The following is a 24487-nucleotide window of genomic DNA, read 5'->3' on the forward strand; positions in this document are numbered from 1 at the left end:
AAAACAATCAACCCATATAGAGCCATTACTCAATATCAGTGCTTGCTGGTCACCGTCAATATGTCGGTGTAAACCACGTTAACGCTTTGCCCGACTTTCAAGTCCTTGAGTTTGGCCTGGACTTCAGGTCGTTTGACATCGACTTTCTTGGACTGGCCTTGCGGATTTTCGAAGGTCACCTGGTTTTTCTTCAGGTCAATGTGGGTGATTTTCAGCTGCACTTTCACCTGACGGTAAGCTTCGCCGCCCGGGTTGGCGCTACCTGGTGCAGCACGCACTTCACCGGTGGCTTCGGCGGTGCCGGGCAGGCCTTTGTCGACAACGGTGTCGAGGTAGGCTGCAACGGCGCTGGTGACCCTGATGTCGACCGTGTCGCCGGCCTTGAGGTTGTCGAGGTTTTTCGCCTTGTCGGTCAGTTGCACAGGGAATTCATTACCCTGCGGGCCTTTCAGGACCACGATACGGTTTGCGGTATCTACCGAAACGACATGGGTGGCGACCTGATCAACCACCACAACTTCGGACAACGGGAGTTCGGCGGCAACCGCACCGAAACTGGCGGCAGACAGCAAGGTTGCGAGGGTGATGGCTTTGGTCAGTGCGTGGCGTTTCATAGGCAGAACTTTCCCTGTGATAGATGGCAACAGACGGCGTTGAAGCCGGGCTCAACGCCATGTGTGCGATGAGCATAGACGCTGTTCGGCGAGTGGTCGCTGCGGGCCACTGATTTTCGTGGCGCAGGTTACTGGTAACCGGTCATTTCCAGATATCCGTTCCCTGCATGACTGCCACTGAGGTGCACCGGGCCTTCCCAGTAGGGTATGCGCAAGTCCATCCAGGATTGGGGATTGAGTGCGGTGATAGCGATATCAAGGTGTTTGGCGGGAATTTTGATCGACCAGCGAATGGGCATCTCGCGCCCGGCAACGCTGGCGGTGTCTTGCGGCGTGAGGCTAATGTCACTGGCGTGCAGCAATTGTGTCTGACCCCGGGCGTCGATCCAGGTGCCGGTGAGGTAAGGTTCGCCGTCCTTTTGCCGCATGCGATACAGCATCACCTGCTCGCCGCTGTCCAGGTGCAGGGAGAACCAGTCCCAACCGGTCTGGTTGCTCGTCAGGGGCTGGCTGCTCCATTCGCGGTCGAGCCAGGCCGGGCCACTGACCAGAAAGGTTTTGCCGTCGATTTCCAGCGTGCCGCTGGCCTGGAAAAACGGCTGACTGTAGTAGTAGGAGGCCTGGCCCTGTTCGGATTTCTGGCTGAACCCCTGGTCCCCCTGAAGCACCAGCGGACCTGTCGAGGTCAACCGCAGCCGGTAGCTGAAACGCTGATCGCGGGCACTGAGTTGCAGGTCGGCCAACGGATTGTCGACAGTCGCCTGGCTACGCAACTGCCAGTCATCGATCCATGCATTGAACGGCGCGCCGCTGACTCCGGCCTGACCGACGCCACCACGGGCGTAGCGTTCGGCCGCGTGGTGCACGGTCGCCGACGTCACCGCCGCATGGCCGAGCCAGATGGTCTGATTCTGCCATCCCGCCCCTTCAGGAGTGGCTTTCAAGGCGCTGCGGAACAACGTCCATTGCGCGCCGAACTCACGCCCCTGATCGTCCTTCAGGTTGGCCGTGACGTACCACCATTCGATGCGAAAGCCGTCGTGCGGGCCGTGATCCACCGGGAAGCTGAACACCCGACCGGGCACCACCGGGGTGAACGCGGCAGCCTGGTTGCCCAGCCCGGCAAACCCCTTTTCTATCGGTGCCGGTTGATCGCAACCGCTCGACAGCAGCGCCAGGAGCAATACGCCGACCTTAATCTTCATGGGCAAACATCCGTAGCAGGTCCGCCGGTTGCGTGCGGTACAAACGGTACAACGGCCAGGCCGAGGCCAATAACGTTGCCACCAGTGCCAGCCCCATCAACTGCACCAGTTGCAGTGGAAACACCCGCAACGGCAGGCGCCAGCCAAAGGCCTGAACATTGATCACCGTGTCCAGGCACCACGCCAGGGCGATGCCCAACGGCAATGCCAGTACCAGGGTCAACAGCGCCAGCAACCAGGTTTGCCCGAGGTTGAGCAACATCAAATGCCGACGTGTCACGCCCAGCGCCCACAACGGCGCCAGTTGCCCGAGACGGCTCTGACTTTGGGTCAACAGGCTGATGAACAGCGCCACACCGGCCACGCACAACGTCAGGCTGTTGAGCGCGGCGGTGGCGGCGAAGGTGCGTTCGAAGACTTGCGTGGACCAGCCCTTGAGTCGCGCCTGATCGACGATGCGGCTGTCGTCCAGGGTAAAACGCGCCTGCAACGCCGTGACGAACGCCGGGATCGATGCAGGTTCGATGCGCAGGTTGAACCGATTCGGTGCCAGTTGCGGCCAGCCGCGTAACAGGTGGTTGATGTTGACCAGGATGTGGCCCCTGGGATTGCCATAGTCGGCGTAGATTCCGACGATTCTCGGCGACCACGGGCCGGTTGGCGTCGGCAGCGTCAGGTGATCGCCCAGTTGCACGTGCAGGCGCCGGGCCAGTTGTTCGCTGAGCATCACCGCATCGTCCTTGGCCAGTCGTTCCCAAGGGCTGTCGCCCAAGGCTTCGAGCAACGGCCAGTGCTGGCGATAGGTCGGGTGGTCGATGATCCCGGACAGGTCCGTCGGCCAGCCCTGCAACTGGATCGACACCGGCCAGTTGGGCAGCACCGCCGCCAGTTGCGGCTGCTGGTTGAGCCAACTGTGCAGCTCCCTGGCCTGGGCCGGGTTCTGTGGATTGAGGTAAAGCTCGGCCGTCAGCCGTTGTTCGAGCCAATCGCTGAAGGTTTGGCGGAACCCCGCGGTCATGCTGCCGGCACCGATGTTTGCCGCCATGGCCAACAGCAATGCCATCAACGCCAGGCTCAACGCCGGAAGTTGCTGGCGGCAATCGGCCACAAACCACTGGCCAAGCACCGAGCGACTGCGCTGCAACCCGAGACTGAGCAGTGCACTGAGCACCACCGGTAACACCAGCGCGGCACCGATCAACAGTGCGCCCATCAGCACGAAGCCACTGACCAGGCTGTCGCCGAAAATCAACGCCAGCAGCCCTGTCACCCCGGCTATTGCTGCCACCCAACCCTGGCGTCGCAACCAGTGTGCATGGGCCTGATGCCAGGCCTGCGGGTCGGCCAGTGCCAGCAATGGCAAGCGCGCCGCCCGCAGCAGACTGTTGGCCCCGGCCAGCAATGCGCCGATCAGACTCAGGCCGATACCACTGAACCACCATGTCAGGCTGAGGCTCAACTGCCCCGCCACTTCGGCGCCATACAAGCCACGCAGGCTGGCGGCGACATCCGGCAACAGCACGCTGGCTAGCAGGTAGCCGCTGACCACCCCGGCCACACCGCCGATCAGGGCCAATCCGCCCAATTCGACGGCGAGACAAGCCACCAGCATCCGCGCACTCACACCGCAGGCACGCAGGGTCCGAAGCAAGCCTCGCCGTTGCTCCAGCGCCAGCCCGATGGCGGCGTGCACGATAAACAGGCCGACCACGAACGACAGCACCCCAAGGGCGTCGAGGTTCAGGTGAAAGCTTTCGGTCAGGCGCGCCAGGTTGTTTTCTTCGTCGGCGCTCTTGAGTTGCAGCTGTCCCTTGAACGGATCGGGCAGCGTCGCGGTGTAATCCTTCGGTAACAACAGTCGCGACAGTTGATCCGGCAACCCGAGAATCTGCTGGGCAAAACCGATGTCCACCAGCAGCACTCCGGGCACCATATCGGCCTGCACATGCAGCGGCGGCAGTGCCGCGCCAGCCAGGTTCAATGGCCGGTCACCTTCGCGCAATCCCAGTGCCTGCAAGGTCTGCGACGAAATCCAGGTACTTCCCGGCGCGCTGAAGAAACCGACAACCTGTTCGATCGCCAAGGCCTGCCCGGCCACCGCCGCGCCCGCCGGCAACGACACCGGCTCGATGCCCATCAACAGCAAACGCTGCTCTTCATGCCCCTTGAGCGTGACCCGCCCTTGCAGCACCGGTGACACCGGCCACCCCGCGCGGCGCAGATCGATAAACCATTGCTGTGGGAACGTGCCGCCACCGGGTGCACTGAGGCTGGCCTGGGGTTCGCCGCCGATCAACCGGCTGGCCCGGGCATAGCTGTCGCGCGCCTGACTGTTGAGTGCCTGGACGCCGGTCAACAGACTGGTAGCCAGCCACAGCCCGGTCAACACACTGAAAAACTGCACCGGATGCTGCCGCCAATGGCTGAGCAGCGCGCGCAGGGTTTCGCCAAAGATGCGCATGTCAGCGCTCGTCCGCAACGGCCAGACGACCACCGCACAACAGCGCTTTTTCCGCCAACCGTGCCGCCACACCGGAACTGTGGGTGACCATCAACAGGCTGGTGGAGCTGTCGTCGAGCAATTCCAGCATCAACTGCAACACCTCGACACCGGTGGTTTCATCGAGGCTGCCGGTGGGCTCGTCGGCCAGCAACAATTGCGGGCGCGACGCCAACGCCCGCCCCAGCGCAACCCGTTGCTGCTGGCCGCCGGACAGTTGCTCCGGGTAGCGCCGCAGCAACTCGCCCAAGCCCAGGCGCCGCACCAGATGCGCCTGCCAGCGTGGGTCGTGGCGCCCGGCCAGACGCGCCTGAATCGCCAGATTGTCTTCGACCCGCAGGCTGCCGATCAGGTTGAATTGCTGAAACACCAGGCCGATTTCCGTACGACGCCAGTTCGCCAGTTGCCCTTCATTCATCCGTTCCAGGCAATGCTCGCCACTGCGGATGCTGCCGCGATCGACCTTGTCCAGCCCGGCGATCAGATGCAACAACGTGCTTTTGCCACTGCCCGATTCGCCCATCAGCGCCAGGCTGCTGCCGGGCTTGAGCGTCAGGTCGACGCCTTGCAGCACCGGTAGCGGCCCTTGCGGTGTGGCGTAGCTTTTGAAAACGCCGTGGACTTCAAGCATGGGTCAACCTGCTGGATATGCGTGGTCCAAGAATAGCGGCCCTGAATGCTTTTTGTCCGTTGCTGATGATCGCCGTGCCCGAGCCCCGTCCTACCCTCAAAGCTGGTCTAACCATAACGATAAAAAACGGAGACGCCATGCCTCGTTTCACCTTGAGCCCTCGTGGCCTGCTCGCTTGCCTGATCACTGCCTGCCTTGCGCAATCGGTGGTTGCCGCCGACGAACCGGTCGCGGCCAGCCCGCAGACCACGGCCAGTAACGCCGCCGTCCTGCAACAACTGCCATTCACCGACCGCACCGACTACGAGTCGGTCAAGAAAGGTTTGATCGCGCCGTTCAAGGGCCAGATCAAGGACGCCTCGGGAAAGGTCATCTGGGATATCCAGGCCTATGACTTCCTCGCCAGGGATCAGGCCCCCGAGTCAGTCAACCCGAGCCTCTGGCGCCTGGCCCAACTCAGCGCCCATGCCGGATTGTTCGAAGTCAGCCCTCGGCTGTATCAGGTGCGCGGCCTTGACCTGGCCAACATGACCATCATCGAAGGCGACGACGGGCTGATCATCATCGACCCGCTGACCATGGCCGAAACCGCCAAGGCTGCACTGGAACTGTACTACCGGAACCGTCCGCACAAACCGGTGGTGGCGGTGATCTACAGCCACACCCACGTCGACCACTTCGGTGGCGTGCGCGGGGTCATCGACGAGGCCGACGTCAAGGCCGGCAAGGTCAAGGTGTTCGCCCCCGCCGGGTTCATGGAACACGTGATGAGCGAGAACGTCTACGCCGGCAACGCCATGAGCCGCCGTGCGCAGTTCCAGTTCGGCAGCCTGCTGCCCCGTGGCGAAAAAGGCCAGGTCGATGCTGGCCTGGGCAAGAGCACGCCGAGCGGCGGCACCGTCACCCTGATCCCGCCCACCGACCTGATCGACAAAGAACTGGAAACCCGCACCATCGCCGGCCTCGACGTGGAATTCCAGTTGACCCCGGGCACCGAGGCGCCGGCGGAAATGAACCTGTACCTGCCGCAGTTGCGCGCCTTGTGCATGGCGGAGAACGCCACGCAAATGATGCACAACATCCTCACCCCACGCGGCGCGCAAGTGCGTGACGCCAAGGCCTGGGCAGAGTACCTGGACGACAGCCTGGCGCGGTACGGTGACAAGAGCGACGTGTTGTTCGCCCAGCATAACTGGCCGACCTGGGGCGGCGAACGCATCCGCACCTTCCTCGCCGACCAGCGCGACATGTACGCCTTCCTCAACGACCGTACCTTGCACCTGCTGAACCAGGGCCTGACGCCAGTCGAGATCGCTGATTCAATCAAGAAACTGCCCGGCAGCCTGGACCAGAAGTGGTACACCCGAGGCTACTACGGCTCGCTGAGTTTCAACACGCGTGCGGTGTATCAGCGTTACATGGGGTTCTATGACGGTAACCCGGCCAACCTTAATCCGCTGCCACCGGTAGAGACCGCCAGACATACGATCGAAGCCATGGGCGGCGACGCGGCAGCACTGGGAAAAATGCAGGCGGCAATGGCCATGGGTGAATACCGCTGGGCCGCGCAACTGGGCAATCAGTTACTGTTCGCCAACCCGGACAACAGCGATGCGCGCAAAGCCCAGGCCGAGGCGCTGGAGCAATTGGGCTATCAAAGTGAAAACGCCACCTGGCGCAACATGTACCTGACCGGCGCCATGGAACTGCGCACCGGCGTGCCGCCCCATGCGGGCACTTCGGTGTCGGTAGACATGGTGCGGGCCATGAGCCCGCAGATGTTCTTCGACTTCCTGGCGGTGCGTCTGGACAGTGAAAAAGCCGTGGGCCATGACCTGACCCTGAACTGGACCTTCGAGGATCAGAACAAGGACTTTAACCTGACCCTGCGCAACGGCGTGCTGACCCACCGTGCCGGCCTCAATGCCCAAGCGGATGCCAGCGTAACCATGAGCAAGGCCACCCTGGAACAGATCAGCCTCAAGCAACTGGATATCCCGACAGCGATCCAGAACGGCCTGATCAAGCTTCAAGGCAATGGCAAGAAACTGGGGGAATTGATGAGCAGCCTCGATACCTTTGCGCCGCAGTTCAATATCGTTACCCCGTGAAACCAGGCTTGCTCCCACAGGTAAATGCAGTTTCTGTGGGAGCGGGCTTGCTCGCGAAGGGGTCATCAGATTCGACACGTCATTGCCTGACACACCGCCTTCGCGAGCAAGCCCGCTCCCACAGGGATCCAGGCTGTTCACGGCAATTGTGAATTACTCAGACACCACTTCAACCACCGGCATTTGCCAGTGTTGATTGACCACCTGCTGCCCGGGTCCATACAGGCGCAGGACCAGGGTGAACACCCCGCTTGCTGGCGTCGGCAACCAGTTGCTCTGCTCCGGCGGAGCGGTGTTCTGCAGGATCAACGTCAACCCGCCGTCCGCGTCCACTTGCAAACGATCCCGGCTGCTCAGGCTGTAGCGATTGATCGGGTTGGCCACCAGTTGCCGGTCCGGCAAGTCATACAACGTCAGCGACCAGAACTCGCTGGCCGGCGGCAATTGACCCGGTGCGAAACGCAGGCGATAGCTTCGCCCGCCCTGCAAAGGTTGCCCCTGATTATCCATGCGGGTGCCGGTGTAGAAGGCCTCTTCCACGCTGTTTCCGTAGATGCCGACATTCGCCGCCACGGCGCGGTTGAGGTAATTGCCGTTCAGCGCTTCGCGAGTGCCGAACAGGCCGAGGGTGGTGCGTACCTGGCTCACTGCGGTTTGCAGTTGCGCCTGGGCATCCTGAATCCCGGCGAGCAGTGCCTGGCGCACATCCGCCGGCAGTGCCGTCACATCGAAAGCCTGACCCGGCACGATGCCGATCCGCGCAAATCGTGCGCGCAAGGCTTGTTCGGACGGTTGTGTCGGACACAGGCTGAGGATCTGATTCAGCGCCGCAATGAACTCCGGCCCCAATCCGGTCTTGCTGTCCCAGGGTTGCCAGTTAATGGCTGGCGCAGCCACAGGCGGTGCACTGCCGAGGTATGCATGCAACGGTCGCAAACCGTATTGCTGCTGCAAGGCACGCACCGCTGGCAGGTCCTCGGCGTTTTTCAGGCCCGTTCTCCCAAGCACCATGACGATTTCGGTTTCACTGCGCAGCACGGCCTTGACGCCGTCCGGTGTCGGGCCTTGCCAGTCGGGGCCGGCGATCAGGTAATTCCCCGCATCGCGACCGGTGCTGAGCACGCCGATATAGGCAAAGTTGTGGGTGTACTGGTCGACCAGTTGAAGCACGTAATAGCGGTCGTCAGGCACGGCCGGCACACTCAACACCTGCGGCTCGCTGCGCAGGTCAAGCCACGCCCAGGAGTACGGCGTGTCATTGTTCGGCGTGACGATTTCGCGGTTGTTCGGGGTGTACAACTGGCTGTAATGGCGAAAGCGATTGAAGCCGCCGACGTACTCCGGCGCCGCCGGGTCGAGCACCTGCTTTTCCATCGTCTGGTAATGCATGAGCATCGGGTAGGCATAGATCCATGCCTCCCGGGCAATGGTGCGCAGATCATCTGGACCGGCGGCCAACAACCAGCGTGGAAACATCAGGCTTGCTCCCAATACTCCCATGCTGCCCAACACCCGGCGGCGACTGAAGATCATGTTCATGGCTCGACCCTCGCAATGGTCGGCAATCGATAACTGCCATCCAACGCCCCACCTTTTGGCAAGTACAGGCGCAGCAACAAGTTGAACGGCCCCTCGGGAGTCGGCAGCCAGTTGCCCTGCGGCGCAGCCTTGGGCGCATCGGCTTGCAGGATCAGGGTCAAGCCGCCGTCGGCATCATATTGTAGACCAGGGGTGCGGTCGCCCAAGGCGTAACGCTGGATCGGGTTGGCCACCAGCAACTGGGTTTTGCCGTCATACAAGGTCAGCGACCAGAACGCATTCACTGGCGGCAATTGCCCGGCGGGGAAATGCAGGCGATAGGCGTGTTGACCGTCGAGTGGCTGTCCCTCGGTGTCGTGCAGTGCCATCGGGTACAGCGCTTCCACTGCATCGTTGGCGTAGATGTAGCGCCAGGCAACCGCGGCACGGGTCAGGTCGTCGTCGCCGAATTTGCCGACGTTGGAAGGCGACGGCAACCAGCCCTGCTGTTCCACCGACAACTGGCTCGAAGCCGTGCGCACCTGTTCGCGACCGGCTTCGGCGCCCTGGGCGATGGCTGCGCTCAAGTCTGCAGGCGCCTGAAATTCGCTCCCCGGCTTCACGCCGATGGCGGCGAAACGAGCCAGTTTCTCTTGCTCGCTGGCGGTCCATTGATGCAAAGGTGCCAGTGCGTTGAAGGTGTTGAACAGCGCCTGCGCCGGACCCAGTTTGGTGTCCGTATAGGCTGGAAGTTGCAGCGGCGCCAACGGTTCAGGCACCGCGCTACCACTCACTGTGGACAGCGCTTGCAAGGCGTAGCCCTGCAGCACTTGTGCGGCGTCTTTCTGGTCCGCTTCGCCTTTGACCTCGGTGCGCCCCAACAGGAATACCAGCCGGCTCGGTGAGCGAATCACAGCGCTGAATCCCGACGGCACTTCGCCCTTCCAGTCCGGCCCGACAATCAGGTAGCGCCCTGCCTGATCACCCGTGGCGCGGGTACCGATGTAGTCGAGGTTGTCGGTGCGCATGTCCACCAGTTGAAAACTGTAGTAACGCCCCTGCACGGCTGGCACCTCCAGAACCATTGGTTCGCTGCGCAAATCAAGCAAGGCGCGGGAATAGAAGGTGTCGTTGTTCGGCGATACGACTTTGTTGTCCTGCGGGCCGAGCAAGCGCGGTTCGCTGTAGAGCCGGTTGAACGGCAGCTTCGCGGCGATGGCGCTGAGCACTTTGTCGTGCTCGACCGTGGCGTAGGCGAACACATAGGCCTCCTGGGCCAATGCCTTCGCCTTGGGTTGATCGAGGGTTGCCGCGTGAACGGTGCCCAGGCTTGCGCCCAGGGCCAGAACCGATATCCAGTAGCGCACGATTGATCTCCTTTAGATAAACATCGGCACACACAGATCCCTGTGGGAGCGGGCTTGCTCGCGAAAGCGGTGTGTCATTCACTAATGATGTCGACTGACACGACGCCTTCGCGAGCAAGCCCGCTCCCACATTGGATTTGTGGTGACTTGGCGAATGGTTACTTGGCCCAGCGCCGCAGGTCCGACGGGGTGTAGTCGTCAGTCTTGGCGGTGAAGCCCACGCGCATCGGTTCGGTCTCTTCGTTGGCCAGGCCGCCGGCGTAGTAGCGTCCGGAGATCAGGTCATAGGAGGTTTCCAGCACGTTGTAGGTGAAGCCATGGTCGTACTGTTGAATCGCGTGCAGTTCACCGCTGCGCCATAGCTCACCGCGGCTGTCGTACTGATCCGACTGGGCGATCTGCCAACTGTCCTCGTCCACATAAAAGCGGCGCTTGGCGTAGATATGCCGCGCACCGGGCTTGAGGGTCGCTTCCACCACCCACACGCGGTGCTTCTCGTAGCGGGCCAGGTCCTGGTTGACATGGTTGGGCTTGATCACGGCATCGTACTTGAGGTCGTGGCTGCCGATCTTGTAGCTGTTGTAAGGGATGAACAGCTCTTGCTTGCCCACCAGTTTCCAGTCGAAACGGTCCGGTGCGCCGTTGTAGCCGTCGATGTTATCGGCGGTGATCAGGCCGTTGCTGTAACGGGCGCTGTTGTCGTAGGCGATCATCGGCGCACGACGCACGCGACGCTGGCCAGGCAGGTATTGCCAGGCCGAACGCGGCTCGGCGACCTGGTCGATCGGTTCATGCACCAGCACCGCCTCGCCGGACAACCGCGCCGGCTCCAGGACCCGGCTCTTGAACATGAACAGGATGTTGGAGCCCGGCTCCAGCCCACCCACGGTGTCGGCGAAGTTGATCAGCGACTGGTTGCGCACGTAACTGGTGGCACCGTTTTCACGCACCAGTGCGGCGCTGCTGATGCGCTCGTAACTGCCACCGCGATAACGGGTCATGTGGTTCCACATCACCTCCAGGCCTTCGGTGGGCAGTGGAAACGGGATGCCCCTGGCGTAGTCATGCAGACCGTTACCGCCATCGGCCAAGCTGGTTTTGGCGACATTGTCGCGGCTCGCTGCCAACACATCCTTGGGCAGGTTGGCGCTGCGATGCGTCGGGTAGATGTTCATCTTGTAAGTGTCGGGATAGCGCTTGAACAACGCGACTTGCCCGGGACTGAGAAACTTCTCGTACTGCGCCACGTTCTTCGCGGTCACCGTGAACAACGGTTTCTCGGCGCCATACGGATCACTGTAACCGCCCTTACTGTCGACCGTGCCGGCGTTGCTCGCCAGGCCCCCGGTCCAGGCCGGAATGCTGCCGTCGGCATTGGCTGCCATCTCTGAACCCATGGGGGTCAAGGTCTTGCCCAGGGCCGCCGGATCAGTGCCTTTGGCCTGAGCCAGGCCGACGGTGCAGGCCAGGGCCAGCACGCACAATTGCATACGCATAACGATTCTCCTTAGAAGTCTGCCTTGAAGCTGACGGATGCGAAGTCGCGGTCGTCGAGGGTGCTGTAGTCGTTGGAACCGAAGAACGTGTTGTAAGCCAGTTCCACGCTGTAATCGTTCATGTAGACGCCGGTCAGGCTCACGCCGAGGGCTTGTTGACCTTCCTGGAACGGCCCTTGCGGATCGTAGGAAAAACCCTCGACGTCATGCCGCCAGTTGATGGCCGGAATCAGGTTGATGCCCGGCAACACGTCGCTGTATTCGAGGCTGGCGCGCAGGCGATAACCCCACGACCACTCGGTGGCAAAGCCCTTGTCGGTGCAGTACTGGTTGGTGACGCCGGAGGCCTCGGTGTTGCACAGCGTGCCGTTGCGCGGGGCGCTGCGGCCGAACGCGGCGTTACGGCCCAGGCGCTCGTCGCCGAGATCGTCGATGTGCACGACCCCGGCTTCACCGAACAGGCTCAGGCGCGTGGCGCCCAGCACGTTGTCGATGGCCTGGGTGGCCGAACCGGTCAGCTGCCAGACGCCCTTGCGTTCCCACGCATCGAACTGGCTGCCATTGGTGGTGCTGAAGCCGGGCGGCAACTGCACCCAGGAACTGCCCCCCGGCCCGGAAATCACGGCGACGTTGACGTCGGGTGCGTTGATCGCGATCGGCATGTTCGGCCGGTAGCTCAATTCACCGGCCAGGGAAATCCCGGTGACCGGCTCGACGCCGTTGAGGCTGATGCCGTACAGGTGAATGTTTTCCGGGAAGGCCGCCGCATAGCTCGGCCCCTGGATGCCACCGGGAAAGGTGCCGGGCAAGGCGGTGTTCCTGGCATTAATGGTGAAATACGGCAACCGCGAGTGATAGTTGATGTAGTAAATCGCAGCTTCGGCATCGTTCAGCGCCGGGATCATCTGGCGCAGGGCGAAGCCGAACTGGCCGTTGTCGGACGGCGATTCGTTGCCCCGGGACGTCGCGAACAAACCCGCGGCCTGCATCTGTTGATCGGTCTGTACCTGACTCAGAAACAGCGGCCCGCAACCCGGCTGGATCACGTCGCTGCTGGCGAAGAAGGTGCCGCAACCATCGAGGACGCTGGGGCGCCAGTTGTATTGGTAGAAACCTTCGAGGTTGGTGGTGTCGGTCAGGCCGAAGCTGAACGACACCATCTCCACCGGCAACTGGCCTTCCTTGATTTCCACACCGGGGCGGTTGAACGCCGAGACATCGAGCGGGTTGATCACGTTGATGCCGTTCTGGATCAGCAGCGACTCACCCCAGGACAACACCTGGTTGCCGACCTTCACGCTCAGCGGATGCCCGGCCACCTGGAAGTCTTTCCAGACATAGGCATCGAGCACCTCGAACCCCTTGAACTTCGACAGGTCGTCCCAGCCTGAATCATCGAAATCCTTGAAACGGCCGTTACCGGTTTCATAGGCGTGGTCGTACCAGTATTTGAAGCGAATGAACGCGCCCTGGCCCTGGCCATCGAGACTGAAATCGGTGAGGCCCTTGAAGAGCTGCGAGATGGGGTCGCCCTTCTCGAAGTTCAGCCGGTTGTCGTCGGCACTGACGCTGCTGCCATTGGCATTCACACCCTGGGCCTGCAGGGCGTTGGCGCGGGTCATCAGGCTTTTGTCGGGGTTTTGCGTCGACCAGCTGCTGCCCAGGCTCAGGCTGGTCTTGGTCGACAGGCTCCAGTCTTCGTTAAGGTCAAATGTGCTGGCGTACGCCGGCCCCGTGAGTACGGCAAGAATCGCCAGCGCAAGGGGTTGCGGGCGGGTGTGGCCAAGCCGGTGAAGTCGTTGGCGGACTCCGGCTGTGGCCGAGCATTTTTTTATCATTATTAGGCTCCGGTCTGGTTTGCTCAGCCCGGACAAGGTGCCCAACTATCGGCCGCGACACGCAAGCGATGGCCGACAAAAAATAATCATCGGGGGGCTGCGTGGCGGGTGGTTTATGTTTTGAAGGTGTACATATTCGTTGCTGCGGTAACGGCTACTTGTGGGAGCAGGCTTGCTCGCGAAGGCTTTGTGTTGGGCGATATGTTTTTTACGGGTGTACATATCCGTTGCTGCGGTCACGGCCGCTTATGGTTCCGCTCTTACAGCGGGTCACTTTGGAAAAGCCCCAAAGTAACCAAAGGGCTCTTGCCCCTGACATTCGGTGCCTCGCCGTGGCTCGGCATGCCCTCGCTCCGGTCCTGCTCCGTGGGCCCGCCGCCATCGGCCATCCATGGCCGGGGGCGGCTAACCCGGCATCCATGCCGGGTTGCCCACTGCGCAGAACCTTTGCTCGGCCTCACGAGGGGGCGTACACCGCAAAAGCAAAGCGAGGCGGCCTACCGGCCGGCCTGATCGCGGGGTTCGTTCGCCTGTGAGAATTGAGTTGGCTGACAGGCCGTCATCGCGAGCAAGCTCGCTCCCACAGGAAGCCGGGGATGTACATGGATTTTGCGCCTGACACTGGTCAACTGTGGGAGCGAGCTTGCTCGCGAAAGCGGAGTGTCAGCCAACAGAGATGTTGAATGATCAACCGCATTCGCGAGCAAGCCCGCTCCCACAGAAAAGCAAAAGCAGATCGTCGTACACCTTCGCTCTACACCACTCATCAGGCCGAGCGTTAGCTCGCCTGCAGCTCTTGACCTTGATCCACCCGCCCCCTCGGCAGGCCTCGTTCCGGCGTTCATCCGGGGGTGGGCGCGCAGCGCCGTTCGACGCAGTCGAACACATCGAGAGGAGGTCGAAGCGAAGCCGACCGGAGGCGATGCCCCCGGATGAATGCCGGAGCGAAGGAACCCCGAGCCTTGGCGAGGGGCCATACGTCAGGGGCGAGACCTTTTGGTTACTTTTGGGGCGTTTGCCAAAAGTGACCCGCTGTAAGAGCGGAACCATAAGCCGCCGTTACCGCAGCAACGGATATGTACACACCCTACAAACCAAGGCGAAACTGCTTAGGCGTAATCCCGAACTGCTTGCGGAACGCCCGAATGAAATTACTCGGCTGCCGATACCCCAGCCTCTCGGCAATCCGCTCAATCGGCTGGTCCCCCGCCGTCAACCAGTGCCGCGCCAGCTCCAGACTGTCGCTACGGGTGTGTTGCGCCGCCGCGGTCTGCCAGTGCCGCAACATGCTCTGATGCAAAAACGCATTAGCCCCCAGCAACGGCTCATCGAGACTAGCCGCTGACAGGCTCAAACACGGATGTGCCCCCTCCAGCACCTCGATACCGACACTGCGCAACCACTGCCCGGCCGCTTGTTGTGGAGTCAGGCGGACGGCGACGAACACCTCGGCCGGGGTACGCCCCAGGCGTCGGGCGATGTTGCGCACCAACGTCAGGGTCGCCGCATCGAGACCAAAAAAATGTGGCTGTTGATCGGCACTGCGCAAGTGCAAGCGAGCCTGCCCGCCACCCTCCTCCAGTTCCGCCACCACGTAGTTGGTCACCCGAGGCAGAAAATCGGTGAGGCATGCCAGGCTTGCGCGCAGGGTCGCGGCGGAGTCCAGCAGAATGTTCAAACCCCGTAGCGTGGTGGTGGCCATGCCGTTGACCAGATCGCAGCCAAACGATGCACCCGCGCCCGCACGTTCACATTCACGCCACAGGCGTTCGACCAGATGCGCGGGCACCTGCAAATCCTGCCCGTCGAGCAACGACAGGCAAATGCCGGACCGTTGCAGCAGTTGGTCCTGGCACAGGCCGGACTGCCGCGCATGGCTGAGAATGGTGCGGGTGAAGGCGCTGGAAATGAACGGTTGGCTGGTCATGGCAAGCTACGGCGAGAAGACAGGCGTGTACTTATGCCAGCCTCTGTGCTATCGATCCAATGCATTAAAAGTATTCGCCGAATGCAGGAGACGCATGATGGATCTACGCCAACTCCGCCACCTTGTCGCACTGGCCGATTACCGCAATTTCGGTCGTGCCGCCGAGGCCATCAATCTCAGCCAACCCGCTTTCAGTCGCAGCATCCAGACCCTGGAACGTGATCTCGACTGCGTGCTGGTGGAGCGCAGCAGCCGCGAATTCCGCCTGACCGGCCAGGGTGAACTGGTGCTGCAACATGCCCGGCGGCTGCTCGCCGGCAGCCAGGCCTTGCACAACGAACTGACGCAATACAACGGCCTGACCGGTGGCGAGTTGCGCTTCGGCTGCGGTCCCTATCCGGCCCAGTTACTGGTGCCCGAGGCACTGGCGGAATTCATCCAGGCTCATCCGGCGATCCGCATCAGTTTCCATCAAGGTGACTGGGAACAATTGGCGCTGTGGCTACGGGAACAGCAAATCGAATTTCTGGTGGCCGACGCACGCTACTTCACCGGCGACCCGCAATATCAGGTGCAACTGCTGCGCCCACGCAACGGACGGTTCTTTTGCCGCATCGGTCATCCACTGGCCAAGCGCGAAAACCTGTCCCTGCGCGCCCTGCTCGACTATGCGGTGGTCGGCACGCGGATACCGCCGATGATCCGCAAGATCCTCGCCGACGTGCAGGGCGAAGCAGACTTCAACCCGAGCGTTGAGTGCGCGCAATTCGATGCCATCCGCCGCGTGGTCATGCGCTCCGACGCAGTCGGCATCGCCACCGTGGAGGCTCTTGCCGAACTGGTCGATCAGGGCCAGATCCGCCTGCTGGAATTTGCCGATGTGCCCAAGGATGATCCCGGCCTGCAACTGCACTACGGCATCGTCAGCCGCGCCGGCCACTCCCTGACACCGGCCGCGCTGGCGATGGTCGATGCGGTGCTGACGGTCGACAAACGTTTGCTGGCATCGAATTAAGGCATGCCAGCAACACCGCAATCCCTGTGGGAGCGGGCTTGCTCGCGAAGGGGCCGTGTCAGTCGACATCATTAGTGAATGACACACCGCTTTCGCGAGCAAGCCCGCTCCCACAGGGTTTCACGCACGCCGGGCGAACGACTGCAATGTCCGCGGCTCACCGAGGGCACGCAGCAGGCAATGCGTTGCCTCCTCGCGGCTACGCTCGAAGCGATAGCGCGACTCGATGTACAGCGCCAGTTTCAATTCCACCGGTTCGTCCAGGGGCAGCGGCACCTGTTGCAAGCCCAGCACACTGGCGACCCGGCTTGGCAGGCTGATGCCGAACGGCTGACGGTCGGCGATCAGCTTCGCGGCGAGGGTGCTTTGGGTGCTCATCGCCACGTTCCGACGCAAGCCCTTCAAGCCAAGTTGCAAGTCCACCGGGCTGAGCCCGTCACGGCGGCTGGACACCTGAATCTGCGGCTGCTCCAGATAGTCCTGCAGGGTGCGCGGCGGTTCCTTGAGCGCAGCACCGTAGGCGAACACGTAGTGGTCGGCGGGCAAAGCCTGTTTGTGCAGGCCGGCAAGCCCGGCCAGCGGTTGATCGAGGTCGATCAGGATATCCAGCTTGCCGCTGGCCAGATCCTGCAAGGCGTCACGGCGCCGGGGCTGGAAGTAACGCACCTGCCAATCGGCGTGGGGCGATGCGAGCAAGGCATCGAGCAACACCGGTTGCAGGCAATCCAGACAACTGATACGCAGCAGCGGATTGTTCTGCCGCGCAGCGGGAATCATGCGCAAGCCATCGCGCAACGACTCTAGCGCTGCACGCACGTAGTCGGCCAGACGATGGGCGACCAGTGTCGGCGTCACGCCCAGGCGACTCTTGATGAACAGCGGGTCGCCGCACAAGTCGCGCAGGCGACGCAGTGCATTGCTCATGGCCGGTTGCGACAGGCACATCACCTCGGCGGCACGGGTAACGCTGCGCTGCTGGTAAATCGCATCGAAGGCAAGCAACAGGTTCAAATCGAGCTGGCGTAAATCAAGCATGGTCTTGCTCCGGCAAATCGCTTAACGTCGGGCAGCCTAACCAGTGTTCTAGGACAAGCTGTGAGCCCTACATGACAAAAAGCGATCAGCCACTGCACGACCAATCAATCCCCAATGCGTTCTACGCGCCGACCCTGTTGCCGGCCATCGAAGAGTTGCTGGCTCGCGGTGTGTCCCGCGATAGCATCGAAGGTCTATTTCGTCGCAGCCTGTTCGAGTTGCGCACGCCATTCATGCGCATCCCACTGTTCATGTCGCGGCGCTTCTGGGCGTTTGCCCTGGAACAGAGCGGCGACCCGCTGATCGGCCTGGCGGCCGGTCGGCGTTTCGTTTCCACCGCCACCAATGGCCTGACGTACCTGTTCGACGTGGCCGCCTCACTGGACAGCGCCTGCCAGTATTTCGTGCACTTCTTTCCGTTTTTCAACGGGCACTTCCGGGCGCAGATTGTGCGCGGCGCAGACCGCATCGAACTGTGCCTGCTCGACTGCGGTAGCGTGAAAGCCAGTGCAGCGACCGCCGATTACATCCTCATCAGCCTGTGCAGTATGTTACGGCGCAAATTCCTCGCCAGTGGCCTGGAACGGGACCCGATTCTCCACGTTGGCCTGGTCGGTGCTTGCACGGCCAACTCGCGGGAACATGAACAAGCCTTTCGCGCATCGGTGCAATGGGGGCAGGCGCAGCACTCGATCCGCCTCGATCCGCAGCTGTTCGTCATCCCGTTGACGCCGGGCAATCATGAGCTGGAACACACGTTGGTCGAACTGCTGGAACAGACCCGACGCAATAGCGAACCGACCTTGCTGGAGCAAGTCTGTGACCATTTGATCACCGACCTCTCCGAGGCCAACTGGCAGCAATTCTGTACCACCCAGCACTTGCTCGAGCGCACCGCCGCCCGACGCTTGAAGGCGTTGGGCTGGAGCTTTTCAGAGTTGCTCGACGAGTACCGCCGCTACCGGGCCGAAGATTTTTTGCAGGGGACAGACCTGGAACTGGTGGAGATTTCCGACCGTCTGGGCTACAGCGATGTGCAAAGCTTCAACCGTGCGTGCCTGCGTTGGCTGGAGTGCGCGCCGGGCGCCTGGCGAACCCGGCAAGGTCAATGAAAAACCACGCTCTTGCGCCACGGGTACCTTGAGTTTTTGCGTCCGCCCATTTTCCAGCTACAAATGATGAGTGGGTTGGGTGTCCAAAAACCTGACAGTGCTTGTCATGGGTCGGACGTCAAGGGACGGCTTCAATTTCAGGGATGACGCGCCCAGCGGCCACAGTCGCCACCCCGGCGCCCGGCGCGACACCCGCGGTCAAAACGCCTGCGCCTACGGAAAAACTCAAGGAGGGTGAACATGCCTCGGCAAGTGATAGTCAACGCTGACGACTTCGGCCTCAGTGCCTGCGAAAACGCCGTGATCCTGGGCGCGTTCCAGGCCGGGCTCATCAGTTCCGCCACCGCCATGGCCAACATGCCGGCGTTCGAAGCGGCCTGCGTCCTGGCCCGGCATCCATTGCTCGAAGGCCGCATTGGCCTGCACTTCAACCTGACCTACGGCCGTCCGTTGAGCCAAAGCATTGTGCAACGCCCGGCGTTTTGCGACGGTGCCGGCGTGTTCGACCTCAATCTGCCCCGCACCCGCCTCTGGCTCGGGCGCCGGGATCGCCACGCCGTGCTCGAAGAACTCGAAGCCCAGTGGCAGCGCTGCCTGGACAACGGCATCCGCCCCAGTCACCTGGACTCCCATCAACACGTGCACAACATCTGGCCAATCGGCGAGATCGTCGCGCGCTTCGCTGCCCGCCAGGGGGTACCGGTGCGTCTGGCGCGCAACCTGGGACAAAACCTCAGCCTGCCCAAGCGCGTGTTCAAGGACCTGCTCAACCGTCGCCTGAGCAACCTGGCCGGCACCACCGCCGACTACGTGTGCACCCCGGTGGACCTGCGCAATGCCGAGCCGCCGCCCGACGGATTGCTGGAAATCGTCGCCCACCCGAACCGGCTCGGCGCCGACTTCGGCGATGCCTACCTGGAACCGGGAGAGTCTTTGAGTGCGTTGCTGGAACAGCGTTTGCCGGGTGTGCCGAGGGTGGCCTACACCGCTGCTGGCGATGCCACACATCAACGTGCGCAGACCGTTCTGGAGTAACCCGCAATCCTTGTGGGAGCGTGGCTGCTCGCGATGGGATCGCCTACATCCTCCTCAGAAAAAAACCATCTGATCGCGGAAATGTCTGACTGCTCATCTGTATCCACTTGGATACATTTGAGCAATGAATTATCTTGTCCAGCAAACCGCTACTTTCGCAGCATGGCACGCCTCGGTTCGCGATATGCGAGCCAAGCTAGCTATCGCTCGTCGCATTGACCGTGCATCTGCGGGTAATCTTGGCGACAACAAGTCTGTCGGTGATGGCGTTTCTGAAATGCGCGTGGACGTGGGTGCCGGATACCGGGTTTACTTCACGATGCGAGGTGGTGTCGTCATTGTCCTGCTGGCCGGAGGTGACAAGTCATCTCAAACCGCCGATATCAAACGCGCAAAAAAAATGGCAAAGGAGGTTTAACCATGAGCCAGACTTTGACGACTTTCGACATGGCAGCCCTGCTCGACAGTGATGAGGCCATTAGCGAGTATCTGTCTCAGGTACTGGCAGACGGCGACAATGAGGAGTTTCTTCGCGCTATTGGCTATGTGGTGAAAGCCCGTGGCATGACACAGATAGCCAAAGACTCGGGAATGGGTCGCGAAAGCCTCTACAAAGCCTTCGCGCCGGGAGCAAAACCACGTTTCGATACGGTCCTGAAAGTCATTCATGCCCTGGGCATAGATCTCTGCGCGCAACCGGGGCACACCGTCAATCACTCAAATCTCTAATTTGATTCTCCGTGTTATGTTGCTGGCTTCACCACCACCCACGTAAAACACAACGGCAACTGCGCCACCTGCTGCTGATAGCAGTCATAAAGTTCTTCGCGATTGGAGTGCGGGTATTCCTTGAAGTGACGGATCTGCAGCCCTGCCGCAATGGCAGCGCTGAAGAGGTCGCCCAGGGTATGGACGAACCAGTAGGACGCCGCCGCCGGCTGTTCGACCTTGCCTTCGTAGACGATCGGTTTGTGCTGCACGAACGGTTCGCTACGGAAGTATGAGGTGGCCAGGTGATGAGGGTCGGTTGCCTCGGGGTCGAACATCTCCAGGAACGGGTGGGTTTCGTACACCACCAGCGCGCCACCCGGCTTCAGTGTGCGCGCCACATGGTGGAAGAATTCGCCAATGTCCGGCATCCAGTTCAAGACGCCGATGGTGATCAGCGCCAGGTCAAAGCGATCCTGCAGTTGAGCAGGCAAGTGGTGTATGTCCGCTTCAATGAATTGCGGTGCATGGGGGGAGCGGGATGCCAGTTCCCGTGCCTGTTCGAGAAACGCGCCGGACTGGTCGACGCCCACCACGCTTCGTGCACCCAGGGCGAACAGCGACAGACTTTCGCGGCCGTTGTTGCAGCCCAGTTGCACCACCTCCTTGCCGTCGACACCTGTTTGGGTCAGCAATGCGGTCAGGGTGTCATCCAGGCAGGAAAAATCCGCGTGGGCCACGTCTTTCAACAAGGCTTGCCATTCGCAGGAGTCTTTGTGGTGACGGGCGGAATCATTCCAGGCATCGCGGTTACTGGCGATGGCTTGTTCTTTTGAAGGCAGTTCCATTGCTCGCTCCAGGGTTCGGGTCGTCGATTTGACCGGCCGGAGTCTAGATCAACCTCATCCTGGCATGTGTTGCGAACTTGTAATCCGCACAGCGCCGACGGCTGCCCACGGCGGCAGCTATAGTTAATGACCTTGGGGAGTGCGATTAAACCGATTTCGCAGGTGTTGCCATGAAAAAAACCGACCTGACGTTTTTGCTCGCCTTCTGCCTGAGCGCGACCGCTGTCGCCCACGCCGGCGACTTTCCAAACACCACTGACTACAGCAGTGAATTCAACTATTACGGCGCCGACCAACCCTTCGCGCACCCCGTGCCACCGTCCATCAGCATCGTGCCCCCGGGTTCGTACATCCCGACCGCGCCCGGGGAATTCATTCCGGTTTCGGGCGAGCACGTGTTCTATGACTCGCGCCTGCCGACAGTGGCTGACGCCACGGTTCGTGTGTTTATCCGCTCCTACGATCCGGAGCATGGCGTCTACGTGAATCAGGAAGTCCAGGACTCCGGCTGCATGCAGTCCTGCCTCAGGCAAGGCCCTATGTTGCAGTGAGCCTAGGGGGCGTTCTCAATTGGTTTCCCCACCGCGTCAGGGAAACCGATTGAGAACGCCCCCTACCACTGGCGTTTGTCCGGACGGGCGAGGCCGAGCTTTTCGATCCGGTAGCGCAACATGTCGCGGCTAAGACCCAACAGGCGTGCCGATTTGGTAACGTTCCAGTCTGTCTTGTCGAGCATCTTGCGCACCATGTCGCGCTCCACTTCCGGCAGGTTCATGGATTCGGTGCCGTTGCAGGACGGACGCGGTTCGCCGAGTTGTTGCGGCTCGTTATGAAACGTCGGTGGCTCATCCACCAGGCTCAGGCAGACGTTCAACTGATGGGCGGCGATGGTGTCGCTTTGCGCCAGCAACACGGTTTGCTCCAGCATGTTGCGCAACTCACGCACATTGCCTGGCCAGCTGTAGCTGAGCAGCAACTCTTCGGCCTGATTGCTGAAATGCAGGTTCGGCTTGCCGTAGCGTTTGCCATGCACCCCCAGGAAGTGCCGGGCCAGCAGCAGGATATCGTCGCCACGGATAAACAGACGCGGCACCTTGATCGAAATGATGCGCAGGCGGAAAAACAGGTCGCGGCGGAATTTGCCTTGCTGAACCATTTGTTCGAGATTGCAGTTGGTGGCGCTGATCACCCGCAGATTGACCTTTCGCTCCTTCACCGAACCGACCCGGCGAATGGTCCGGTCTTCCAGCAGTTTCAGCAGCTTGGCTTGCAACAACAGGTCCATTTCACCGATTTCATCGAGGAACAGCGTACCGCCATCGGCCGCTTCCACCAGCCCCATGCGACGATCCTTGGCGTCGGTGAAGGCGCCCTTCTCGTGACCGAACAGTTCCGATTCCACCAGATTGGACGGGATCGAAGCACAGTTGAATTCAATGAACGGGCCTTTGCTGCGCGGGCCGTCGAAATGCAAGGCCCGGGCCACCAGTTCCTTGCCGGTGCCTGTCTCGCCTTCCACCAGGACGGGCGGCAGATCGCTGTTGGCCATCCGCCGTTCGGCGTCGAGCAACTGGCTGATGGTGCCTTTGAGGTACACCATCGGTGCCGACTCGCCAATCAGTGCCTGCACCCCCGACTTCTGGGCCTCGCGCTCCTGGTAAAACGAAAGCGTACGCTCCATGCGGTCAGTAGCCAGGGCCTTGTCCAGCAGCAGCTTGAGCTCTGGCAGGGCCACCGGTTTGGTGACGTAGTGAAAGGCCCCCTCTTTCATCGCTACCACAGCGTCTTCGACGTTGCCGTAGCCGGTCATCATGATCACTTTCAGATCCGGCGCGCGGATGCGCAGCTTCTGGATCAGGTCGTGACCACTCATGCCCGGCAACGAGTTGTCGGTCAGTACCACATCAGGAGCGAAAGAACCCAATTGCTCCAGTGCATCTTCAGCCGAGTGGCAGACGGTCACCTCGAAGTCCTTGCGCTCCAGGTAAGTCTGAATATTCTCGGCGAGGATTTCGTCATCCTCGACCAGCAGAATGCTGTGCTCCATACTCCCCTCCCGTTGCCACTTTGAAATTGAGACAAACGCGGGTTCCTTCCTGCTCCCGACTGGTCAGTTCGACGGAGCCGTCAAACCGCTCCATTATTCTTTTGACCAGGGCCAGGCCTACACCCAACCCGCCTTGTTTGGTAGTGAAAAACGGCTTGAAGACCATTTGTTGCTGTTGTTGGGACATGCCCTTGCCCGTGTCGGTCAGGATCATGCTCAAGTCACCGGGCACCGGGGAGTCGATCTCGATCGTCAGCACGCCCCCCTTGGGCATGGCTTCCAGTGCATTCGCAAACAGGCTATTGAGGATTTGCGTGAGCAGCATCTGTTGGCTGACAACCGGTGGCACGCTGACAGGAGCGAAACGCACTTCGACATTCGAACGTTTGATCAAGGACTCAAAGGCACTCAACGTGTCATCGAGGGCCAGCACCAGGTCGACCGTTTCACAGTCGTCATTCATCGGCCGCAACGACACCAGCAATTCACGGACCCAGCGCGACATGCGGTCGACCTGATTGATGATGTCGCCAATGTTCTTTTGAGCGCTCTGGGTGGCGATTTCCTGGGCCAGCTCGGCGCTGGAACGGATATTCGCCAGCGGATTGCGCAAGCTGTGGGCGACCGCCGAAGACATCTCGCCAAGGGCGACAAAGGTCTCGTTGGCGATCAGTTGTTTCTGCTGGCTCTGCAACAGCGTCGCTGCGCGTCGCACGATCCAGAACAGCCCCAGGTAAATGGCCGCCCCGCCGATCAGTGTGGCCAGCCAGATTGCCTTGAAGCCACGCTGGATGCGTTCAACCAGATCCAGTGGCTCCTTGTAGATCTCCACCATGGCAATCACTTTGCTTCTGTCGGCGTTGAACATCGGAATGTAATTCTCGACGAACAAGTATTCCGGTTCACGCAGCATGCGTTGCTCAGGACGCTCCTCATCGATTTCGTGGTAGCTGGTGGACACCTGGGATTTCATTTCAAAGGATTCGTCCAGCTCATCGTTGCCTTCGATGCGCACGCCGATCAACTCGGGGTTGGTCGACCAGACCACCGTGCGGTCCAGGGCGTACACCGTCGCCAGCAGAATGTCTGGCAGATGCTCCACATGGTCGAGAAACTCAACGCGAGCGGCGGCCCGGGATTCAGGGCTGATATCGGGGTCGGCATGGTCCAGGCGCGGGTCGAGCATTTCGCCCATGGTTCGGCTCGAGACAATGCCGGCATGACGGATTTCGGCCTCGCCAATGGCCTGGATGAACTGCGCGGTCAGCATTGAATCGCGCTCGATGCTTTCGTTGACCACAAAGCGCGTGGAGATGTACCCCAGACCCAGCGCCACCGCAGCGATGATCAGAAAGCTCGCCAGGGAGAACCAGCGCAGCAAGTTGAACTGCGGCCGCCACCCCTTGCGTTGTGCTGCCGAAGCCTGTGGCGCAGCTACTTTTTGTTGTTCTAGTATCTGCATGGCGGTGTCCTGGATGCT

Annotated in this window: 20 protein-coding genes; 7 read left to right on the forward strand and 13 right to left on the reverse strand. The window is 61.2% G+C overall.

What is annotated here, in order from left to right; all coding sequences use genetic code 11:
- Positions 1-35: 35 nt before the first annotated feature.
- From ABIA48_RS03285 to ABIA48_RS03300, 4 genes are all read right to left on the reverse strand, one after another.
- Positions 36-614, reverse strand: a complete 579-nt coding sequence (locus ABIA48_RS03285) for a hypothetical protein (RefSeq protein ID WP_429487041.1) — start codon at positions 612-614, stop codon at positions 36-38.
- Between the two features lie 128 nt (positions 615-742).
- The gene (locus tag ABIA48_RS03290) at positions 743-1819 is read right to left on the reverse strand and encodes a lipocalin-like domain-containing protein (RefSeq protein ID WP_429487042.1); all 1077 of its coding nucleotides are present in this window, start codon (positions 1817-1819) and stop codon (positions 743-745) included.
- Positions 1809-4280 carry an ABC transporter permease gene (locus tag ABIA48_RS03295; protein WP_429487043.1) on the reverse strand — a complete coding sequence of 824 codons (2472 nt, stop codon included), beginning with the start codon at positions 4278-4280 and terminating at the stop codon, positions 1809-1811. The genes ABIA48_RS03290 and ABIA48_RS03295 overlap by 11 nt, the downstream gene beginning before the upstream one ends.
- Before the next feature lies 1 nt (position 4281).
- Entirely contained in the window at positions 4282-4950 is a 669-nt protein-coding gene (locus ABIA48_RS03300) for an ABC transporter ATP-binding protein (RefSeq protein WP_429487044.1), read from the reverse strand.
- Between the two features lie 137 nt (positions 4951-5087).
- Here ABIA48_RS03300 and ABIA48_RS03305 point away from each other — a divergent pair, with 137 nt between their 5' ends.
- Entirely contained in the window at positions 5088-7061 is a 1974-nt protein-coding gene (locus tag ABIA48_RS03305) for an alkyl/aryl-sulfatase (RefSeq protein WP_429487045.1), read from the forward strand.
- A 153-nt stretch (positions 7062-7214) separates the two neighbouring features.
- Here ABIA48_RS03305 and ABIA48_RS03310 read toward each other — a convergent pair whose 3' ends face one another.
- The 5 genes from ABIA48_RS03310 to ABIA48_RS03330 form a co-directional block, all read right to left on the reverse strand.
- Positions 7215-8600, reverse strand: coding sequence for a DUF1254 domain-containing protein (locus ABIA48_RS03310; protein WP_429487046.1), 1386 nt, complete (start codon positions 8598-8600; stop codon positions 7215-7217).
- Positions 8597-9946 (reverse strand): DUF1254 domain-containing protein, encoded by a 1350-nt coding sequence (locus ABIA48_RS03315; RefSeq protein ID WP_429487047.1) that lies wholly within the window; start codon positions 9944-9946, stop codon positions 8597-8599. The genes ABIA48_RS03310 and ABIA48_RS03315 overlap by 4 nt, the downstream gene beginning before the upstream one ends.
- Before the next feature lie 158 nt (positions 9947-10104).
- On the reverse strand, positions 10105-11442 hold the full coding sequence (locus ABIA48_RS03320) for a DUF1329 domain-containing protein (RefSeq protein WP_429487048.1): 1338 nt from the start codon (positions 11440-11442) through the stop codon (positions 10105-10107).
- Positions 11443-11453: 11 nt separating this feature from the next.
- On the reverse strand, positions 11454-13280 hold the full coding sequence (locus ABIA48_RS03325; protein WP_429487049.1) for a DUF1302 domain-containing protein: 1827 nt from the start codon (positions 13278-13280) through the stop codon (positions 11454-11456).
- 1087 nt (positions 13281-14367) lie between these two features.
- Entirely contained in the window at positions 14368-15207 is an 840-nt protein-coding gene (locus ABIA48_RS03330; protein ID WP_429487050.1) for a helix-turn-helix domain-containing protein, read from the reverse strand.
- Between the two features lie 94 nt (positions 15208-15301).
- On the opposite strand from ABIA48_RS03330, the gene ABIA48_RS03335 reads away from it, so the two are divergent.
- Complete coding sequence (locus ABIA48_RS03335; RefSeq protein WP_310059507.1) at positions 15302-16222, forward strand: LysR family transcriptional regulator; 921 nt, start codon at positions 15302-15304, stop codon at positions 16220-16222.
- A 120-nt stretch (positions 16223-16342) separates the two neighbouring features.
- Here the strand turns inward: ABIA48_RS03335 and ABIA48_RS03340 are convergent, their stop codons facing one another.
- A complete protein-coding gene (locus tag ABIA48_RS03340) occupies positions 16343-17257 on the reverse strand; it encodes a LysR family transcriptional regulator (protein WP_429487051.1) in 915 nt (304 codons plus the stop codon).
- Between the two features lie 71 nt (positions 17258-17328).
- On the opposite strand from ABIA48_RS03340, the gene ABIA48_RS03345 reads away from it, so the two are divergent.
- From ABIA48_RS03345 to ABIA48_RS03360, 4 genes are all read left to right on the forward strand, one after another.
- Positions 17329-18369, forward strand: a complete 1041-nt coding sequence (locus ABIA48_RS03345; RefSeq protein WP_429487052.1) for an AraC family transcriptional regulator ligand-binding domain-containing protein — start codon at positions 17329-17331, stop codon at positions 18367-18369.
- Between the two features lie 240 nt (positions 18370-18609).
- A complete protein-coding gene (locus ABIA48_RS03350; RefSeq protein WP_429487053.1) occupies positions 18610-19404 on the forward strand; it encodes a carbohydrate deacetylase in 795 nt (264 codons plus the stop codon).
- A gap of 124 nt (positions 19405-19528) precedes the next feature.
- Complete coding sequence (locus ABIA48_RS03355) at positions 19529-19822, forward strand: type II toxin-antitoxin system RelE/ParE family toxin (RefSeq protein WP_429487054.1); 294 nt, start codon at positions 19529-19531, stop codon at positions 19820-19822.
- A 2-nt stretch (positions 19823-19824) separates the two neighbouring features.
- Positions 19825-20133, forward strand: a complete 309-nt coding sequence (locus ABIA48_RS03360; protein ID WP_057397260.1) for an addiction module antidote protein — start codon at positions 19825-19827, stop codon at positions 20131-20133.
- A 14-nt stretch (positions 20134-20147) separates the two neighbouring features.
- Here the strand turns inward: ABIA48_RS03360 and ABIA48_RS03365 are convergent, their stop codons facing one another.
- Positions 20148-20960 (reverse strand): class I SAM-dependent methyltransferase, encoded by an 813-nt coding sequence (locus ABIA48_RS03365; protein WP_429487055.1) that lies wholly within the window; start codon positions 20958-20960, stop codon positions 20148-20150.
- A 170-nt stretch (positions 20961-21130) separates the two neighbouring features.
- Here ABIA48_RS03365 and ABIA48_RS03370 point away from each other — a divergent pair, with 170 nt between their 5' ends.
- A complete protein-coding gene (locus ABIA48_RS03370; RefSeq protein ID WP_429487056.1) occupies positions 21131-21511 on the forward strand; it encodes a hypothetical protein in 381 nt (126 codons plus the stop codon).
- 62 nt (positions 21512-21573) lie between these two features.
- Here the strand turns inward: ABIA48_RS03370 and ABIA48_RS03375 are convergent, their stop codons facing one another.
- Both ABIA48_RS03375 and ABIA48_RS03380 read right to left on the reverse strand, forming a co-directional pair.
- The gene (locus ABIA48_RS03375) at positions 21574-23007 is read right to left on the reverse strand and encodes a sigma-54-dependent transcriptional regulator (protein WP_429487057.1); all 1434 of its coding nucleotides are present in this window, start codon (positions 23005-23007) and stop codon (positions 21574-21576) included.
- Positions 22976-24469: a sensor histidine kinase gene (locus tag ABIA48_RS03380; protein ID WP_429487058.1), complete on the reverse strand. Its 1494-nt coding sequence runs from the start codon at positions 24467-24469 to the stop codon at positions 22976-22978. The genes ABIA48_RS03375 and ABIA48_RS03380 overlap by 32 nt, the downstream gene beginning before the upstream one ends.
- Between the last annotated feature and the right edge of the window lie 18 nt (positions 24470-24487).

Origin of the sequence: Pseudomonas sp. S30_BP2TU TE3576 (assembly GCF_050436025.1) — a bacterium.
GTDB lineage: Bacteria > Pseudomonadota > Gammaproteobacteria > Pseudomonadales > Pseudomonadaceae > Aquipseudomonas.

Coding starts and splice junctions, on each gene's coding strand:
- ABIA48_RS03285 (WP_429487041.1), bottom strand. CDS start 614: ATGAAACGCCACGCACTGACCAAAGCCATCACCCTCGCAACCTTGCTG.
- ABIA48_RS03290 (WP_429487042.1), bottom strand. CDS start 1,819: ATGAAGATTAAGGTCGGCGTATTGCTCCTGGCGCTGCTGTCGAGCGGT.
- ABIA48_RS03295 (WP_429487043.1), bottom strand. CDS start 4,280: ATGCGCATCTTTGGCGAAACCCTGCGCGCGCTGCTCAGCCATTGGCGG.
- ABIA48_RS03300 (WP_429487044.1), bottom strand. CDS start 4,950: ATGCTTGAAGTCCACGGCGTTTTCAAAAGCTACGCCACACCGCAAGGG.
- ABIA48_RS03305 (WP_429487045.1), top strand. CDS start 5,088: ATGCCTCGTTTCACCTTGAGCCCTCGTGGCCTGCTCGCTTGCCTGATC.
- ABIA48_RS03310 (WP_429487046.1), bottom strand. CDS start 8,600: ATGAACATGATCTTCAGTCGCCGCCGGGTGTTGGGCAGCATGGGAGTA.
- ABIA48_RS03320 (WP_429487048.1), bottom strand. CDS start 11,442: ATGCGTATGCAATTGTGCGTGCTGGCCCTGGCCTGCACCGTCGGCCTG.
- ABIA48_RS03325 (WP_429487049.1), bottom strand. CDS start 13,280: ATGATAAAAAAATGCTCGGCCACAGCCGGAGTCCGCCAACGACTTCAC.
- ABIA48_RS03330 (WP_429487050.1), bottom strand. CDS start 15,207: ATGACCAGCCAACCGTTCATTTCCAGCGCCTTCACCCGCACCATTCTC.
- ABIA48_RS03335 (WP_310059507.1), top strand. CDS start 15,302: ATGATGGATCTACGCCAACTCCGCCACCTTGTCGCACTGGCCGATTAC.
- ABIA48_RS03340 (WP_429487051.1), bottom strand. CDS start 17,257: ATGCTTGATTTACGCCAGCTCGATTTGAACCTGTTGCTTGCCTTCGAT.
- ABIA48_RS03345 (WP_429487052.1), top strand. CDS start 17,329: ATGACAAAAAGCGATCAGCCACTGCACGACCAATCAATCCCCAATGCG.
- ABIA48_RS03350 (WP_429487053.1), top strand. CDS start 18,610: ATGCCTCGGCAAGTGATAGTCAACGCTGACGACTTCGGCCTCAGTGCC.
- ABIA48_RS03355 (WP_429487054.1), top strand. CDS start 19,529: ATGAATTATCTTGTCCAGCAAACCGCTACTTTCGCAGCATGGCACGCC.
- ABIA48_RS03360 (WP_057397260.1), top strand. CDS start 19,825: ATGAGCCAGACTTTGACGACTTTCGACATGGCAGCCCTGCTCGACAGT.
- ABIA48_RS03365 (WP_429487055.1), bottom strand. CDS start 20,960: ATGGAACTGCCTTCAAAAGAACAAGCCATCGCCAGTAACCGCGATGCC.
- ABIA48_RS03370 (WP_429487056.1), top strand. CDS start 21,131: ATGAAAAAAACCGACCTGACGTTTTTGCTCGCCTTCTGCCTGAGCGCG.
- ABIA48_RS03375 (WP_429487057.1), bottom strand. CDS start 23,007: ATGGAGCACAGCATTCTGCTGGTCGAGGATGACGAAATCCTCGCCGAG.
- ABIA48_RS03380 (WP_429487058.1), bottom strand. CDS start 24,469: ATGCAGATACTAGAACAACAAAAAGTAGCTGCGCCACAGGCTTCGGCA.